This is a genomic window from Rhizobium mongolense subsp. loessense, assembly GCF_900099775.1.
In the GTDB taxonomy this organism is placed as follows: domain Bacteria; phylum Pseudomonadota; class Alphaproteobacteria; order Rhizobiales; family Rhizobiaceae; genus Rhizobium; species Rhizobium loessense.
Window position 1 is genome coordinate 388,534 of the sequence record NZ_FMTM01000002.1, and the last position, 17,085, is coordinate 405,618.

Below are 17,085 nucleotides of genomic sequence, written 5' to 3' on the forward strand. Positions count from 1 at the left end.
GAGACCTCCGAGTCCGGGCGCTCGTTCGCCACCGTCTACCATGTGATCCTCAATCTGCGATCGGCGGCGTCGGCTCTCTGCGCTAGGACATCGTAGGCCGACGGAGCGACCGCTGAAAATCGCCTGAGGCCGAGTGCCCCCAGAACCGCCGTTCCGTCGGGCGTTTCATGCAACGTCACGAGGCTCCGCCGTAATGCCGTGACCATGTCCCCGGGCAATGTTTGTGCGGCAACCAGTAGAGGAGCGGGAAGCGGATCGGTCGTTGCAAGAATGCGAAGACCATCGATCGCGTCGGGTTCATGCATCGACAACAATTGGAAGGCGTAGGCGTCGATCGCGCCCGCCTCGATCCTGCGATCCTTGAGGGCCGCAACGATGCCTGAAGGGTTGAGCAGTGGTCCGACCGCCGCGCTCTGCTTCATCCTGCCCGTGAACTGGCCGGCGAGGTAGGAACGCGCCGCGTGATAGCCCGACTGGGAATCGCGAACGGTCCAACCCCACCGTGCCGCAGCGAGATCCGCCACCGCGTTTACCGGCCCGGTGGAGGCGACCAGGATGTGGCTGGAATAGAGCGGCTCGTCACAAGACCATGCCTCGCTCGAGACGGGTGCGGCAAGGGCAGTCGGTCTTGCGCCCTCCGGCATGCGCGAAAACGGATAGCCGCACATGAAGACCACTCCCATATCGAGCCTTGTCCATAACTGCGACAAGGGTGCTGGCGCTGCGTGAGCGATGATCTCGAGCTCGATTCCGGAATGCACGCTGACGAGCGCAAACAGCTCGTCCCAAAGCCCGCGAATGCGCGGACTGAGATTATACATTCTCGAACAGGCGATTGGCTTGGACATGACCATGGCAGTTTATGCGAACCGCAGACGCTGGCCGATGTTCATGGCTCTTGCCTTGTTCACCATAGCGGCGCCGAGCGCCACGTCCGTCGTGCTAAGGCCGCGGTGCCAGAACAGGATCGTCTCCTCGTCATTTTCGCGGCCGGGTTTCATGCCGCAGACGATCTGGCCGATTTCGGCATGCAGATTGTCGGCCGTCACCTTGCCCTCGTCGACGTGACGGCGAAGCGCTCCGAAAGGCTTGCCCGGGCCGCATTGTCCCCAATCGTCGACGACGACCTTGTCCATGATGTCGGTCAGATCGAATTCAAGCGCGCTCATCGTGCCATAGGGCACGACGAAAGCTCCCTTCTTCACCCATCCCGTCTTGAATAGCGGCGCTGGTTCCGGCAGGCGGCTTGCCTCGACCATGATGTCGGCACCCTTGAGGCAATCCTCCCAGTTGTCGGTGACGATGATCTTCTTGCCGAGATCCGTCTCAAGCCGCGTTGCGAAGGCATCGCGGCTTTCCGGGCGGCGCGAATGTACGCGGATCTCATCGAAGTCGAAGAGATGATCGAGAAGGCGGACATTCCAGTAAGAGGTTCCGCGGGCACCAATATGCCCGAGTATTTTGCTGCCCTTGCGGGCGAGATATTTTGCACCAAGGGCGGTCACGGCACCGGTGCGCATGTCAGTGATTGCCGTTGCATCGATGACGGCCCTCGGCACGCCCGTGTTCGGATCGAACAGGTTGAGGACCGCAAGCTCTGAAGGCAGATCGACCTTGTAGTTGTCGACGAAATCGCCGACGACTTTGACGCCGGCATAGTTCAGCGCTTTGACATAGCCGCGAAGCACGTTGAAATGGCCTTTGTCGGAGCGCTCCGGCACAAGATGAACACGCGGCTCGATGACGGTTTCGCCCCTGCCCTGTGCATCCAGCGCCTTCGATACCGCATCGAGAATCTCGTCATTCGTCAGCGCCAGAGACTTGGCATCGAGGGCGTTGAGGTAGTCGATCCAGATTTCCTGCATTCCCGCTTCTCCACATTCCTGTCCGGCTGCTGAACGGAGGAATTTTCGAATAAGTATTGTGAAAGGGCGGCCGCGCCAGCCGCGGCCGGATTGATACCCCGCACGCAGGGCGTCACAATTATTTCGGCAGCAGGCCGTTTTCCTTGAGGAAGTCTACCGCCACGTCCTCGGATTCCTCGTGATCGGTCTCGACCTTGGCATTGAGAACCCGCATTTTCTCGTTATCCAAATGGGCTCCGACCGCTTCCAGGAGTTCGGCAATCTTCGGATTGGCCTTCAGCACGTCCTGGCGGACAACAGGGGCCACGTAATAGGGCGGAAACAGACCCTTGTCGTCTGCCAGCGGCACCAGCTTCTTCGAGCCGATCTGCCAGTCGGTCGCCGCGCCGTTGGCGACGTCAATGTCCTTTTGTTCCAGCGCGTCATAACGAAGACCGAGCTTGGCGAACTGCTTGAACTCCTTGAACTCCGCGTCGTAGACGCGCTTTAAGCCCGGCAGGCCATCGGCGCGATCTGGAAATTCAGCACCGCCGCCGAAGACCAGGGTCTTGGAAACCTTGGCGAGATCCGACAGGCTCTTCAGATTGTCGGCCTGCGCCGTTTCCTGCCGGACCACAATGACGTAACCATTGTTGATGCCGCTCGGCTTTAGCCATGTGAGGTTGAACTGCTTGGCGTAGAAGTCCCTGACCTGCGTGTAGACCTTGTCGGTGTCGGTCGACATCTCACCCTTGACGACAGAAGCCAGGGCCGTGCCGGTGTACTCCGGATAAAGATCGATCTCGCCTGCCACCAATGCCTGATGAGCAATCAGCGTGCCACCGAGGTTAATCTTGCGCTCGACGGTGAAACCGGCATTCTCCAAAACGGCGGCGTACATTTCGGCCAGAATATACTGCTCGGTGAAATTCTTGCTGCCGATCTTGATGGTCTGTGCGGATGCAGACTGGAACATGGCGACGGCCATGATGCCGGCTACAAGGATGCCTTTTGTCCAATTTTTCATAATCATTCCCTCTGGTTGACTTTTCAACGAACGGACTGACGGCATCTTCCAGATTGACCGTCAGCATGACCACTCGGCGCCCTGCCCTTCTTGCCGTGGCAGTGGCGAACCGGGCTTATTGCGGGCCGAGCCCGATCAATGCGGCAATCGTCGCAAAATCCGGCGCCTGCGCGCGATCCTCTTCAAGCGCGGGGACATAGTTGCGCACAAAGGCATAGGCTTCTGCCGATCCCTTGCCCAGTTCGCCTGAGACGCCTCGCAGCTCGACGGCCTGTACCGATGCGATCAGTTCGATGGCCACCAGATAGCGAAGGCGCTCGACGATCGCCTGTGCCTTTGCCAAAACGCTCGGAGCCATCGACGCCTGGTCTTCGACGCCATCGGCAACAGGAATGGGCGAGAGCGAAACCGGCATCGCCAGATGGCGGATTTCGGCTTCCATAGCCGAGACGGTCTTTTGCACGGTCGCAAAACCGGTGCGGCTCTGGCCCATTGGCGTCAGGAAGCGTGGGAGGTCGGACATGCCCGGCGACATGATCTTCATGATCCGATACGCGGTACCTGCCGCGCAATGCGCCATGGCCTGCCCCAGCCTTTCCCAGGCGAGCACAAAAGCGGTCATGTCAAAATTGCCGTGGGAAAGGATGACACCCTCAGATGCGATGACAACAGGATTGTCGGAGGAACTGACGAGCTCGATTTCCGTCGCCTGCCTTGCCTCATCTATCGCATGCCTCAATGCGCCCCAGACCTGCGGGGCGCAGCGGTAGCTCAAGGGGTCCTGGAGACGTCTTGCTGCATCGGCAGCAAGCAAGGAGCTGCCCGAAAGAATCTCCATGAGCTCAGAGGCGACACGGCGCTGTCCAAAGGCCGGTCTGGCAGCCAAAGCACGATCGTCGAAGGCGCTGACATTGGCCCGGAACGCTTCAAAGTTAATGGCAATCGCCTTAAGAGACCAACCGAAGAGCCGCTCGATGTCTTCGAGCGCCAAGCAGGCAAGGCCAATGGAGAGGCTGTTGGCCACGACGAGCGCATGCCCGTCTTTCGGTGCTAGTTCGAGGGGCTTCAGGCCCGCTTTTTCAAGAGCGATACCGGCCGGCAGCACTTCGCCGCCGAGCTCGACATCGCCAAAGCCTAGAAGCCCCCGGCTCATATGAGCAAGCGGAGCTAGATCCGCTGCACCGATCGAACCCAGTGACGGGACGACAGGGTGAACACCCGCATTGATGGCGGCGACCAGACCGTGGAAGACGCTCGGCGAAACGCCGGAACCGCCCGCCGCCAGGCCGACTGCCCTAACGGCCATCATTGCGCGCACGGATTCCTTTGCAAGCGGCTTTCCGACACCGACCGAGCGGGCTTGCGGCACACGCATCTGGAACGCCACCAGATCGTCCGTTGCAAGTCGCGTATCGACACCCGCTCCAAGGCCTGTTGTCAGGCCGTAGACCGGCAGATCGCTTTCCGTATAGCGATCGACGACGGCTCGTGCGGCCGCAATCCGGGCCTCGACATCGGCGGATATCTCGATCCTTGCGTGACGACGGGCCACCGCTGCGATGTCCTCGATCGTCGGCGGTGCCGCGCTGAACGTGATGGGTGGACGGCCGATGGCGCTCACTTTTTCTCTCCGAGAATGGCGACGGGCTTAGGAGGACCCTTGGTGGACCGTGCTTCCAGCCGGTATTGCGCGCCGGGATAATACAACAGCGCACAAGTCACGACGGCCTCACCCGACCAGGTTCTTCTAAAGACCCGCAGGCAAGGGTAATCGTTCTTCAGGCCAAGATATTTGCGCACCGCCGTATCCGGTTTGACGGCCTGAACGATATGTTCGAACGCCGTTATCGGAGCCACCTTCGTCAGATATTCGTGCGGCGTCATGCTGTGGAAGTCGGTCGACAAATAGTCAGGCGCGACCAAGGGATTGACGTAGCGCTCCTCGACCTGGATGGGTTGGTCGTTTTCCATATGCACGATCAGCGAATGCATCACTTGGGCGCCGAGGGTCAGTTCAAGCGCGTCGGCAACGTTGGCATCCGCCTTCATCAAGCCGACCGCGACGATCGCCGCCTTATGCTTGTGACCCCGTTCAAGTATTTCGTCGGCTATGTTGCGGATTTGCAGGAGATCCACGTCGAGGTGCTTTGGCGACACGAACGTTCCGATCCCGGCCGACCGCTTGAGAACACCCTCGAACATCAACTCCCGTAGCGCCCGGTTCGCAGTCATGCGGCTGACCCCGAATGCCGCCACGAGTTCGCTTTCAGAGGATACCCGGTCTCCCGGCTGAAGCTTGCCCTCGGCGATCTCAGTGAGGATCTGCTCCTTGATCCGTATATAGTGGCGCGCCTCGCCGGCGGCCGGTTTGACCGCTTTCGTCATGACAACCTCGCGATGCCATTGTCGAGGATGGTAGCGCCCCGTGGAGCAACGAGGCCCCTGAAGCGGACTTCGGCATCGTTACACCAGATCTGCAAGGTGATCGTTTCACCGGGAAAGATCGGCGCGCTGAAACGTGCTGCGATCGAGCTTAACCCCGTAGCCATGCTTGGATCGATCGCAGCGACAATGGCGTAACCCGCATAGCCGAAGCTGCATAACCCGTGCAGGATCGGCCGGGCAAAGCCGCTCTTGCGGGCTGCCTGCGGGTCGACATGCATCAGATTGAGATCGCCGTTCAGGCGGTAAAGCAGAGCGGCGTTTTGCGGGATGTCGACATCGAATTCGAAGTCCGGCGGTCTGTTCGGCACCTTGGACAGCGGTTCAGGCGTAGATCCTGCCGATCCGCATCCACCGTCGCTCCGGCACGCGTTTGTCTGGACGATCGTCGCAACTGGCTGATCACCGTTAGCGGTTGCGATCAGGCGCTCGAAGCTGACAAACATCCCTTTTTCAACGCCCCGGTCGACCACCGACAAAACGCGTGAACGGGAGATTAGGGGCACATCGACGGGAACCGGCCGGTGGATCGTCAGGCGATGTTCGGAGTGCACCAAACGCGTCCAGTCGACGCCGGTCTGCTGCATCCATGGGCCGGGGTGCGCCACGATATTGGCAAGGGTCGGCGCGGTCACGAGATCGCGTTCATAGACGTACTTCAGTTCATGATCGTCAAGCGCATCGGTGCCGTAGCCAACCGACAGGGCGTAAAGGATGGCATCCCTTGCGCTGACCACTTGTGTCGCTTCCGGGATTGGAAAGTCGAGGATGGATTGAGCCGAAATCGTCACTTTGCGGCTCCCCCGGATGTATCGGGTTTGCGAACGCCACCTGATAGGCGGATTCCGCCGTCAACGGAAAGCAGTTCGCCGGTGACAAAGTCCGCACCCTGAACAAGCCAGACAATGGCTCCTGCAACGTCTTCCGGTGTTGCGACACGGCCGAGCGGCGCGGTTTCCGAAAATCGCTTGGCAACGGCTTCATAGGTATCTGGCCCGAGTGTGTCGCGCATCCAGCGCGTATCGATGATGCCGGGACAAACCGCGTTCACACGGATATCGGGACCGCAGGTGCGCGCCAGGGCCAAGGTCAGCGCATTGAGCGCGCCTTTGGAGGCCGTATAGGCAAGCGAGCTGCCTCCTCCGGTAAAGGCAACGTTGGATGAGACATTGACAATCGCACCGCCGCCGCTGTTACGCATCGCGGGCACTGCCGCCCGACACATCTGATAAGCGCCGATGACATTGACACCGAAAACGTTCTGAAAATCTGCGGCCGACAGCGTCTCCAGATCGAACGGATCGGACTTGACCGTCATTGCGGCATTGTTCACCAAGGCGTCGAGCCGCCCCCATCGATTGACGGCGCTCGCAACCATCCGGCGGCAAGCCGTATCATCGGCAACGTCGGCCTGGACGACCTCGACCTGAGCGCCCAGACTGCGGCAGATATCGCCGGTCTCATCGGCCTCTTTTCTGCTGCGGCTGTAGTTGACGACCACCCGGGCACCGCCCTCGGCGAATTGCTTCACGCATGCAGCCCCAACGCCGGTTGCCGAGCCCGTGACAATGATGGCTGCTCCATCGATTTTCATGGGACAAAATCCTTCATCGCATGGATCGAAAACAGGCGCGCATCCATTTGCCTGAGTTGATCCGACACCGCGACGCCCTTCGGCAGACGGTCGAGAACATGCGCGGCGAGATCGATACCGGGGGCAAACTCCGTCAACGTCAGGCGTCCCTCGATCACACGAAAGACAGCCCGCTCTGTGACGACGAGCTGCGACTGGCCCTCCAGCGCAAAGGCTGGGCTCGAACTGATCTGGTCGACATCATCGACAATCTTGCAAAGCCTTCCGTCCTGCACGATGTCGAGCCTTCCGTCGGTGACAGTAATTTGCGCGCCACCAGCCGAAAATGTACCGAGATAGACAATGCGCTTGGTCGTCTGCGAGATATTGGTGAATCCGCCGACCCCGACGATAGAGTTATTGAAGCGGCTGACGTTGACTGCGCCATGTCTATCGACTTCGGCCATACCGAGAAAGGCGATATCGAGACCACCGCCATCGTAAAAGTCAAATTGCGATGCCTGCGTGACGATGGCGGTCGGGTTGATGGCGGCGCCAAAGGACAATTCCTCGGCCGGCACGCCGCCGATGACGCCGGATTCGATCGTCACCGTATAATCGTCGAATGCCTCTTCGCTCGCGATGCGGCCGATCCCGGCGGCAATACCGATGCCGAGGTTGATCGTCGGAAAATTCAGCGGCGCCAGCTCCAGGAAGGCACGTCGCTGAATAATTTTATCGACCGACAGCGGCGCCGGCTGGAGGCGGCTCACCGCCATCCGGACGCGCCCTGTATAGGCGATATTGTCGGTCTCGACGAAGCTGATCCCGTGCTGGACCGGATCTTCGCAGACGACGACATAATCGACCAGCATTGCCGGGACACGAACATCGTTCGGCTGCAGCGAGCCACGCGCAGCAATCCGCTTGACCTGCACGATGACGATACCACCGGAATTTCGGCCTGCTTGTGCCATGGCGAGCACGTCGAGTGGGAAGGCCTCGTCCTCGAGGGTGATGTTACCGTCTTCGTCGGCCGTCGTTCCGCGCAATAGCACGCAGTCGAGTGGTATCGACGGATAAAGCAGCCATTCCTTGCCGCGCATCGACACACGCTCGACGAGTGCACGCGGCGTCGTTGCATTCATGCGACCGCCGTCATGAAGCGGATCTATGAAAGAGCCGAGCCCGATATGGGTGACCACACCGGGCTGACCGGCGGCGATCGCCCGATAGAGCTGCGCGATGACGCCCTGCGGCCAGCAATGCGCTTCGATCTTTCCCTCGACCGCAAGCCTTCCAAGACGCGGCGTTCCGCGCCATCCCCCGGCAATCACGCAGGACACCAGGCCTTCATAGCCAAAGTGCCCCATGCCGCGCGTCTGACGATCGCCCGTACTGGCGGCAAACAGAAGGGTCAGGTTGCGGGGCTTTCCAGAGGCGAGGAAGCGCTCCTCGACAGCGGCCGTGATTGCCTCAGGATGGCAGCATCCTCCAAAACCCGAAGCCGCGACAGTCATCCCGTCTTCGAGAAGATCCGCAGCTTGTTGTGAAGAGATGACCCGCATGAACGATCTTTGTTTCCGCCCCACCTGTATATACAGGCTAGCCGCTGATCGTTTCGAAGGCAACCGGAATCTTTGCATGTATTTTGGGCATGTTGCCTCGATCAGGCAACTTTCAGCAACCCAATCAGACAAAGACCAAGAGCCGCCAGCGCCAACAGCGACAGCGCCGCCACCGCCAGTACCCGGCTGCCGGTCTGAGCGCTGGACCGAATATCGACGGAGAGACCCAAAGCGGCCATGGCGGTGACGGTGAAGGCGGTGGAGGCAGCCGACATCCCGGAAAGCAGCGGGGTCGGGATGACATCCAGGGAGCGAAGCGCCGCCATGGCTGCAAAACCGATGATGAACCATGGGAGAACATGGCGAAGTTTGACTGGGGAGTCGCCAAGTCGGCGGCCATGAACTGCGCCAAGCAGAAGGATGACGGGTCCGAGCATCATCACGCGGATCAGTTTGACGAGCGTGCCCACCTGGGTACTGACGGCTCCGGCAGAGGCCGTGGCCGCCAATACTTGCGGGACCGCATAGGCCGTCAGCCCTGCGAAAACGCCATATTGTACGGCGGTGAGACCAAAGAGCACGTGAAGAACTGGCAGCGTTAGAACTGCAGCGACGCCAAGCAGCGCGGTAAAGGCTATTGAGGCCGCGATGTCGTCCGGTTTGGCGCCGATCACGGGCGCTGCGGCGACAATCGCAGAGTTGCCGCAGATTGAGTTGCCGCAAGCAACCAACGTCGCCAGGCTGGCCGAGAGCCCCAAGAGGCGCCCTATGAGAAAGCTGCCTGCCAAAGACAGAGCAACCAGAATCGCAATTCCGCCGACAAGCGGCAGTCCAGCCTGCCGGACTGCAGCCACGCTGAGCGACGCGCCCAGCAACACGACCGCAATCTCGAGAAGCGTCTTGGCGGCGAATTGGATGCCGGGAATGAAACTCTGCGGCAGGCGGACCGAGGAGCGAACGGCAATGCCGACCAGAATGGCAAACACGAGGCTCTCAATCCAATGCGAACCAAAAATCATCATCTGCAGTTGCTCAACGAAATGCGCAGCGAGTGCGACCGCGGCACAAAGGATGAGTCCTGGCAGGGCTGAAGGAAGCGATAGGGAGCGTGCGGCTGACGTGAGCATCGGTAGGACCTTGCGGAATGGCTACACTGTCACACACCCGATCATCGACTTCTATTGAATAGTTCCGTAGAGTTCGTTCGGGAAAATCGAACGGATGGAATCATGACTTTCGAACAGCTTTCCATTTTCGTCGCTGTTGCGGAACGCGAGCATCTGACCAAGGCGGCCTTCGTGATCGGCCTCACGCCATCGGCCGTCAGCTCGGCAATCCGCAATCTCGAGGCCTCCTATGGCGTCGAACTTTTCCATCGCGTCGGACGCCGCATAGAGCTCACATATGAAGGTCGGGTGTTTCTCGGAGAGGCAAAAGCTACGCTCGCCCGTGCGAGGGCCGCAGCCCTCGTCTTGTCCGATCTCGGCGGGTTGCAAAAGGGTGAACTCGTCGTTTTTGCAAGCCAGACGATCGCGAGCTATTGGCTACCGGCGATGCTGATGCGGTTCAAGATCCGCTACCCGGGCATCGACCTAAAGCTCATGATCGGCAACACGACCACGGTGGCAAGGGCGGTTGTCGATGGATTGGCCGAAGTCGGTTTTGTCGAAGGCGGCGTCGAGGAGCCGGCGCTGTCTTTTCAGTCTCTCGCCGAGGACGAACTTCTTGTTGTCGTCGGTCCGCGCCATCCTTGGGCAACTGGCAAACCGGTTGCACCAGTGGACCTGGTTTCGGGCACAAAATGGGTCATGCGAGAAAAGGGGTCCGGAACCCGATCGGCTTTCGAGACCGCGATTTCCAATGCCGGAATAAGCTTTGCAGACCTGGCTGTTGCGCTTGAGCTGCCGTCGAATGAGGCGGTCATATCGGCGGCAAGAGAGGGCATCTGTGCGACAGTCGTGTCTGGAGCCGTGGCCGCGCCCCTCTTGGCGCAAGGTCTGCTGGTAAAGGCGCGCTTCCCTCTGCCGTCCCGCCAATTTGCAATCCTGCGGCATAAACAACGGCACTCTAGTCGTGCCTCGTTGGCGCTGGAAACGATTTGCCGCGAAGATAAAGCTGGCGAAATCCAAAGTTGGGAGGACTGGACGCTCTAGCGCATTGAACATCGATGAAAGCGCTATCACGGACCGTCTCGGCAGTATCCTGACTTTCTTCACGGTTGAGAAAATTTCACTATGGCGATAGGATGTCCGGGGAGAGGAAAACGCGAAAGGTCATCCATGAAGGCCAAGCCCGATGACAAATTGAGCCAAGCGGAGCAGCCGCACGGGAACCGGATCGCCCTTTCCCAGGATCCGCATGCTGTCCGCGAACCGAAGGAAAACAACCTCGAAATGGCGATCGGCCACGAGGTTCGCGCCTATCGCAAGAGGCTCGGCATCACGGTCACCGATCTTGCTGCCGCAACCGGCATTTCACTCGGCATGCTCTCGAAGATCGAAAACGGCAATATCTCGGCATCGCTCACTACGCTGCAATCTCTTTCCCGCGCCCTCGGCGTGCCCCTTACCGCCTTCTTCCGGCGTTACGAGGAGCCGCATAATGCTGTCTTCGTCAAAGCCGGCCAAGGCATCGAGCTCGAGCGGCGCGGCACGCGGGCGGGACATCAATATAATCTGCTCGGACATATCGACAACAATTCCAGCGGCGTTATCGTCGAACCCTATCTCATCACGCTGACGGCCGATTCCGACGTCTTCCCGACATTTCAACATGAGGGCATGGAATTTCTGTACATGCTGGAAGGTGAAGTCGTGTATCGCCACGGCGACCAGCTTTTTCCGATGCAGCCGGGCGACAGCCTGTTCTTTGACGCCGATGCGCCGCACGGGCCGGAAGTGCTGGTCAAACTGCCGAGTCGCTACCTCTCAATCATCTGTTATCCTCAGCGTGGCAAGACGGAATAGGTTGCTCCAAAAGAACAAACTATTCTTACAAGTTGACCACAAAGGCCCGCTGGTCCTTTCCGAACGCGAACGAAATCCCGTCCCCCCGGGCAAGCCCTGGCAGCTACGAGCCAAGCCGGTTTCGCCGCGGCTGTCGACGCCCGGCATCAACGCTGCTGGCGCACCGGACAAGGGCCAAGGCCCCGGTTCGTCGGTGACCTCGCCGTCGAGAGAGATCCCTCAACGGTCGCAAGCACCATCACCCGCTTCCAGACAGCCTCGGACCGGTGACCATCGCCATGCTGATGGCCAACATTGTCATCGCGGCCCAACGCGCGGTGGGGCAGACGCCGCTGAAGATTTGAAGGAATCCCTGCTCAGGCAGGCTTGCCACGACGCAAAAGACGAATATAGTGAGGAAACAAATATTCCGTAGAAGAAATAAAAGGGAACGAGAATGGCTTTATCTTGGCGTTTCTCCGCCTTGGCGGATCGGCATCGCGCTCTCGGATCGAAGCTTGAGGACTGGAGCGGAATGGGAACCGCCTGGACCTATGAAAAGGACATGTCGGAAGAGCACGTCGCCGTCCGCACCAAGGCCGGCATCATGGATGTCTCCGGCTTGAAGAAGGTGCATCTGGTCGGCCCCCATGCCATCGCCGTGCTTGACTACGTCACGACCCGCGACATGACGAAGATCTACCCCGGACGCTCGGTCTATGCCACGATGCTAAATGATCGCGGTCATTTCACCGACGATTGCATCGTCTACCGCACAGGCCCGAATTCCTGGATGCTGGTGCATGGCTCCGGGTCCGGTCACGAGGAGGTCGTCAAGCAGGCGGCTGGCCGCAATTGTGCAGTGCTGTTCGACGACGATCTGCATGACCTCTCGCTCCAGGGACCTTTGGCGGTCGACTACCTCGCCAAATATGTGCCTGGTATCCGCGACCTCAAATATTTCCATCACGTGCAAGCGACGCTCTTCGGCGCTCCGGTGATGATCTCGCGCACCGGCTATACCGGTGAGCGTGGCTACGAGATCTTCGTGCGCGGCCAGGATGCCGTCATGGTCTGGGACCGGATCGTCGAAGAGGGCAAAGAAATGGGCATTGTTCCCTGCTGCTTCAGCGTGCTCGACATGCTGCGAGTCGAAAGCTATCTGCTCTTCTATCCCTATGACAATTCGCAGATGTATCCCTTTGCCGACCAGCCGCCCGGCGACAGCCTCTGGGAACTTGGCCTCGATTTTACCGTCAGTCCCGGCAAGACCGGCTTCCGCGGTGCCGAGGAGCACGCGCGCCTCAAAGGCAAGGAACGCTTCAAGATCTTCGGCATGCTGATCGATACCGATGGCCCGGCTGATCTTGGCGATGAGGTGTGGGCCGACGGCAAAAGAGTCGGCATCATCACATGCCCTAGCTATTCGTCGCTGACGAAGAAATCTATGGCGATCGCTCGCCTCGATGTCGACAAGGCTGTTCATGGCACGGAGCTCGAAGTGCGCGGCAAGAGCGTGAAGGCCATGGCCAGCGCGCATACGCTTCCCTTTGACGATCCGGAAAAGAAGAAGCGAACCGCCTTGGGTTAGGGAGCGCGCCATGCTCGTTGCAGGCATCAAGAGCCGTCCGGTCTACAAAGGTCTGACCATCGAGCCGCATGCCAAGCGGCATATCTTCGCGCTCGAGGGTGAGGGTGCGACGGCGCTCACCGACCAGAAACCGGCCCTCGACGAAACGATCCTGTCACGGAGCGAAATCCTCTATGTCACGTCCGGGTCGAAGGGCAAGGGCCATGACACAGCGCTACTCGAGCTTGGCACAGATGTCTTCTGGACGTCGCCGACGATTGCGACGCTCCTCTTCCGCCTGAAGGGATTGCTGGCAAGCGCCCACATGGGCATTCGCCTCTATATCGCTGGAACAGAAGGTTTCATCGGACAGGCCATGACGGTGGGGCTCGAACATGGCATGGATTACGCCTCGATCATCACCGAACATCGCGGCTCGCTGGCACGGCGTGTCCAGTGCGTGCATTGCAAAGGGATCACTGACGACGTGACTGTCAGCCCTTTCACCTGCAGCCATTGCCGACTGATGCTTCTCGTGCGTGATCATTATTCGCGACGGCTCGGTGCCTTTCAGGGCGTCAACATCGATGCGGAAGAGCCGGGCAGCGCGCCCGATCCTGAGGAGTTGTTCCTTTGAGCGGTGGTACTGAAGTTCCCGTTCGCGTGACGAAGGTGACGCCGGTTGCCGAGCGCATCAAGCGCTTCCGCTTCGAGCGGCTGGACGGCAAGCCGATGCCATATTTCTCAGGCGGTGCGCATATCATTGTTTCGATGAATGATGATGGCCACCTGCGTCGCAATGCCTATTCGCTGATGTCGCCGCCGCATGATTGCGCGGCCTATGAGATCAGTGTCCTGCATGTCGAAGATTCGCGGGGCGGCTCCACCTTCATGCATGAGAAGGTCAAGGAAGGCGACAATCTGAAGGTCAGCTATCCGGTCAACCTTTTCCAGCCGGATTGGCGGGCCCGCAAGCATCTGCTGATCGCCGGCGGTATCGGCATCACCCCCTTCATCGCCATGATGGAGCAGTTCACCCGCGAAGGCGTCAAGTTCGAGCTGCATTATGCCGTGCGCACGCGCGATCGCGGTGCCTATTGGAAGGAACTGGCCGAGCGCTACGGCTCGCAACGGATCAAGATCTATTGCGACGCCGAAGGCATAACGATGCCGCTCGGCCGTCTGCTCGACAGCCAACCGCTCGGCACGCATCTTTACGTCTGCGGCCCATCGGGGATGATCGACGGCGTTTTAAGGGCCGGGATAGAGGCCGGCTGGCCGGAGCAGAACCTACATTCGGAGCGCTTCCTTTCCTCGTTGCCGGGAAAGCCCTTCACCGTCGAGCTCGTGCGCTCCGGCAAGACCGTGAGGGTTGGCCATCACGAAAGCATGCTGGAGGCCATCGAAGCGGCGGGCGTCGATGCGTCTTTCCTATGTCGAGGTGGTGCCTGTGGTCAGTGCGAGACGAGGGTCGTCACCTGCGATGGCAAGCTGCTGCATCACGACGTCTACCTGAACGATGAGGAAAAAGCAGCCGGCCGCAAGGTGATGATCTGCGTCTCCCGCTTCGAGGGGAAAACGCTGCATCTCGACCTCTAATGGCCCTGAAAGCGGAACAAGGAGAACGACATGGCAATCGCCTTCAAGCAGGAAAGTTTCCGCGACGATTTCAGCTACCGGAACAGCCCGGAGAACATCAGCCGGTTCCCGTTTCCCTTCGATCGCGACGAGTACATGTATTCCGTCAACATGGAGCCGCACGTGCGCGGCAGACCGGGGACGGTCTTCGAAAACCTGATTGACGTCGATGAGCATTACGTCGCAGAGATGCATGACCGTATGCTGGTGCTGAAGGAGGATCCGCTCCGCTACCAGGCCCTCCCCCATATGATGACCGCGCAGTGGGATGCGCTCGAGCTTCTGATGGAAGAGCAGGCAGCTGGCTATCCCGAGCATTTCACCCTCACGAGGAATGGCGACGAGTGGCGCTGGATCAACCGGCCGCTCGGCATCGACGACACCTTCACCTTCGGCGATGTCTCGACGCTGCCGTACGAGCCCTTCGAATATATCACGCGGCAGGCGCAGGGTGATTTTTGCATCGTAGACCAGCGCCACGGCAATCTTTGGATGGATGCCGGGATGGTGACGACCCAGGCCGACTGGTCGCTCGATTTCGACATAGGCATGAATTTCATGGAGTGGCACGGACCCGTGCCACTCGCCCACCAGATCGGCGTCTTCGACCGAGCGTTAAAATTCCTCCTGAACCTGCAGCAGGGAAAGCCGACGCGCCGATTCAACTGGACGATGACGATCAATCCACGGCTCGATACCAGCCCAGAAAACTACCACAAATGGGGGCCGGATCGCACGACCGTGACACCAGAAAATGTTGGCGAGAAGGTGCATCTGCGCGTCGAGCTGCAGAGCCTGTGGCGCCTGCCGCGTTCGAACGCCATCCTCTTCGTCATCCGCTGCTACCTCATGAACATGGGCGAGCTGGTCACCGTGCCGAAATGGGCGCGACGCATGCCACGCGTGCTGAGAACCTTGCCGCCGGAACTCATCGACTACAAGGGGCTCACCCGCTACCGCGAGGACACGATCAACTGGCTTTCGAAATATGACGACGGGGCGCCCACCAGCCCCGGCATCTTCCCGGATTAACGCGCGACGATGCGCCGAAGCAATGCAATATATCAAGAGGGGAATTCTTCATGACAAAAGTTGCCGTTATCGGCGCCGGTCCCTCGGGACTGGCACAGTTGCGCGCCTTTCAATCGGCCGCCCAGAAGGGCGCTGAAATCCCGGAGATCGTCTGCTATGAAAAGCAGGCAGATTGGGGCGGGCTTTGGAATTACACCTGGCGCACGGGGCTTGACGAATATGGCGAGCCTGTCCACGGCAGCATGTATCGCTACCTCTGGTCGAACGGACCGAAGGAGTGCCTGGAATTCGCCGATTATTCCTTTGAGGAGCATTTCGGCAAACCGATCGCCTCCTATCCTCCGCGCGCGGTGCTTTGGGATTACATCAAGGGCCGTGTCGAAAAGGCGAATGTACGCCATTGGGTGCGCTTCAGCACGCCCGTGCGCATGGTGCGCTTCGACGAGGAGACGAAGAAATTCACGGTGACGGCCCACAACCGCATCGAGGACCGCATGTATGACGAGGAATTCGATTATGTCGTGGTTGCGACCGGTCATTTCTCGACGCCGAACGTTCCCTATTTTGAGGGTGTCAGGACCTTCAACGGCCGTGTCTTACATGCGCACGACTTTCGTGACGCGCTGGAATTCAAGGGCAAGGACATCCTTATCGTCGGCCGTAGCTATTCGGCCGAGGATATTGGTTCGCAATGCTGGAAATACGGCGCCAGGTCGGTAACGACGAGCTACCGGTCGAAACCCATGGGCTTCAAATGGCCGGAGAATTTCGAGGAGCGGCCGCTCTTGACCCGGCTCGAAAACAAGACTGCGCATTTTCTCGACGGCTCAATGAAGGAAGTCGATGCGCTGATCCTCTGCACCGGCTACCAGCACCACTTTCCGTTTCTGCCGGACGAGTTACGGCTGAGGACTGCCAACCGGCTCTGGGCAGACGGCCTCTACAAGGGCGTTATTTTCGACAAGAACCCCCAGCTCTTCTACATCGGCATGCAGGACCAGTTCTACACCTTCAACATGTTCGACGTACAAGCCTGGTGGGCGCGCGACGTCATGATGGGCCGCATCAAGCTGCCGCCGGAAGAAGAACTAAAGGCTAATTTCGACATGTGGCGTGCCCGCGAGGAGACGCTCGAAGATGCCGAGCAGATGATCTGGTATCAGGGTGACTATGTGAAAGAGCTGCTCGGCGAGACCGATTACCCGAGCTTCGACATCGAAGGCACGAATAGAACCTTCATGGAATGGGAACACCATAAGGCGGAAAATATCATGGGCTTTCGTGATCACGCCTATCGATCACTAATGACCGGCAATATGTCGCCGAGGCACCATACGCCCTGGGTCGAAGCTCTCGACGATTCGATGGAAGAGTATCTGCGCAACTGAAGCATTCCAAGTCCTCCCTCAACCGCGAAAAGATCGTTCATCGCAACCCTTTCGTCGT

The 17,085-nt window shown here is 59.5% G+C and carries 16 protein-coding genes; 7 read left to right on the forward strand and 9 right to left on the reverse strand.

Annotated features, from left to right (window positions below; all coding sequences use genetic code 11):
* Positions 1-35: 35 nt before the first annotated feature.
* The 9 genes from BLP23_RS09520 to BLP23_RS09560 all read right to left on the reverse strand — a co-directional run bounded on the left by BLP23_RS09520 (position 36) and on the right by BLP23_RS09560 (position 9,581).
* Positions 36-854: a phosphate/phosphite/phosphonate ABC transporter substrate-binding protein gene (locus BLP23_RS09520; protein WP_092584634.1), complete on the reverse strand. Its 819-nt coding sequence runs from the start codon at positions 852-854 to the stop codon at positions 36-38.
* Between the two features lie 6 nt (positions 855-860).
* Positions 861-1,865: an ornithine cyclodeaminase family protein gene (locus BLP23_RS09525; protein ID WP_092584635.1), complete on the reverse strand. Its 1,005-nt coding sequence runs from the start codon at positions 1,863-1,865 to the stop codon at positions 861-863.
* Positions 1,866-1,983: 118 nt separating this feature from the next.
* Positions 1,984-2,916, reverse strand: coding sequence for a glycine betaine ABC transporter substrate-binding protein (locus BLP23_RS09530; protein ID WP_208603135.1), 933 nt, complete (start codon positions 2,914-2,916; stop codon positions 1,984-1,986).
* 70 nt (positions 2,917-2,986) lie between these two features.
* The gene (locus BLP23_RS09535) at positions 2,987-4,483 is read right to left on the reverse strand and encodes an HAL/PAL/TAL family ammonia-lyase (RefSeq protein ID WP_407691781.1); all 1,497 of its coding nucleotides are present in this window, start codon (positions 4,481-4,483) and stop codon (positions 2,987-2,989) included.
* Positions 4,484-4,488: 5 nt separating this feature from the next.
* Entirely contained in the window at positions 4,489-5,256 is a 768-nt protein-coding gene (hutC, locus tag BLP23_RS09540) for a histidine utilization repressor (RefSeq protein ID WP_092584637.1), read from the reverse strand.
* On the reverse strand, positions 5,253-6,104 hold the full coding sequence (locus BLP23_RS09545; RefSeq protein ID WP_092584638.1) for a MaoC/PaaZ C-terminal domain-containing protein: 852 nt from the start codon (positions 6,102-6,104) through the stop codon (positions 5,253-5,255). Before BLP23_RS09545 ends, hutC begins: the two co-directional genes overlap by 4 nt.
* Entirely contained in the window at positions 6,101-6,907 is an 807-nt protein-coding gene (locus tag BLP23_RS09550) for an SDR family NAD(P)-dependent oxidoreductase (protein ID WP_092584639.1), read from the reverse strand. The genes BLP23_RS09545 and BLP23_RS09550 overlap by 4 nt, the downstream gene beginning before the upstream one ends.
* Positions 6,904-8,454: an acyl CoA:acetate/3-ketoacid CoA transferase gene (locus BLP23_RS09555; protein ID WP_092584640.1), complete on the reverse strand. Its 1,551-nt coding sequence runs from the start codon at positions 8,452-8,454 to the stop codon at positions 6,904-6,906. The genes BLP23_RS09550 and BLP23_RS09555 overlap by 4 nt, the downstream gene beginning before the upstream one ends.
* A 101-nt stretch (positions 8,455-8,555) precedes the next feature.
* On the reverse strand, positions 8,556-9,581 hold the full coding sequence (locus BLP23_RS09560; RefSeq protein WP_092584641.1) for a YeiH family protein: 1,026 nt from the start codon (positions 9,579-9,581) through the stop codon (positions 8,556-8,558).
* A gap of 102 nt (positions 9,582-9,683) precedes the next feature.
* Between BLP23_RS09560 and BLP23_RS09565 the strand changes: the two genes are divergently transcribed.
* From BLP23_RS09565 to BLP23_RS09595, 7 genes are all read left to right on the forward strand, one after another.
* Positions 9,684-10,607 (forward strand): LysR family transcriptional regulator, encoded by a 924-nt coding sequence (locus tag BLP23_RS09565; RefSeq protein WP_092584642.1) that lies wholly within the window; start codon positions 9,684-9,686, stop codon positions 10,605-10,607.
* A 126-nt stretch (positions 10,608-10,733) separates the two neighbouring features.
* Positions 10,734-11,420: a helix-turn-helix domain-containing protein gene (locus tag BLP23_RS09570; RefSeq protein ID WP_022713957.1), complete on the forward strand. Its 687-nt coding sequence runs from the start codon at positions 10,734-10,736 to the stop codon at positions 11,418-11,420.
* A 436-nt stretch (positions 11,421-11,856) separates the two neighbouring features.
* Positions 11,857-12,990: an aminomethyl transferase family protein gene (locus BLP23_RS09575; protein ID WP_092584643.1), complete on the forward strand. Its 1,134-nt coding sequence runs from the start codon at positions 11,857-11,859 to the stop codon at positions 12,988-12,990.
* A gap of 10 nt (positions 12,991-13,000) precedes the next feature.
* Entirely contained in the window at positions 13,001-13,606 is a 606-nt protein-coding gene (locus BLP23_RS09580) for a dimethylamine monooxygenase subunit DmmA family protein (RefSeq protein WP_092584644.1), read from the forward strand.
* Positions 13,603-14,568: a PDR/VanB family oxidoreductase gene (locus BLP23_RS09585; protein WP_092584645.1), complete on the forward strand. Its 966-nt coding sequence runs from the start codon at positions 13,603-13,605 to the stop codon at positions 14,566-14,568. Before BLP23_RS09580 ends, BLP23_RS09585 begins: the two co-directional genes overlap by 4 nt.
* 30 nt (positions 14,569-14,598) lie before the next feature.
* Positions 14,599-15,639: a heme-dependent oxidative N-demethylase family protein gene (locus tag BLP23_RS09590; RefSeq protein ID WP_092584646.1), complete on the forward strand. Its 1,041-nt coding sequence runs from the start codon at positions 14,599-14,601 to the stop codon at positions 15,637-15,639.
* Positions 15,640-15,689: 50 nt separating this feature from the next.
* The gene (locus BLP23_RS09595; protein WP_022713951.1) at positions 15,690-17,027 is read left to right on the forward strand and encodes an NAD(P)-binding domain-containing protein; all 1,338 of its coding nucleotides are present in this window, start codon (positions 15,690-15,692) and stop codon (positions 17,025-17,027) included.
* Positions 17,028-17,085: the final 58 nt, after the last annotated feature.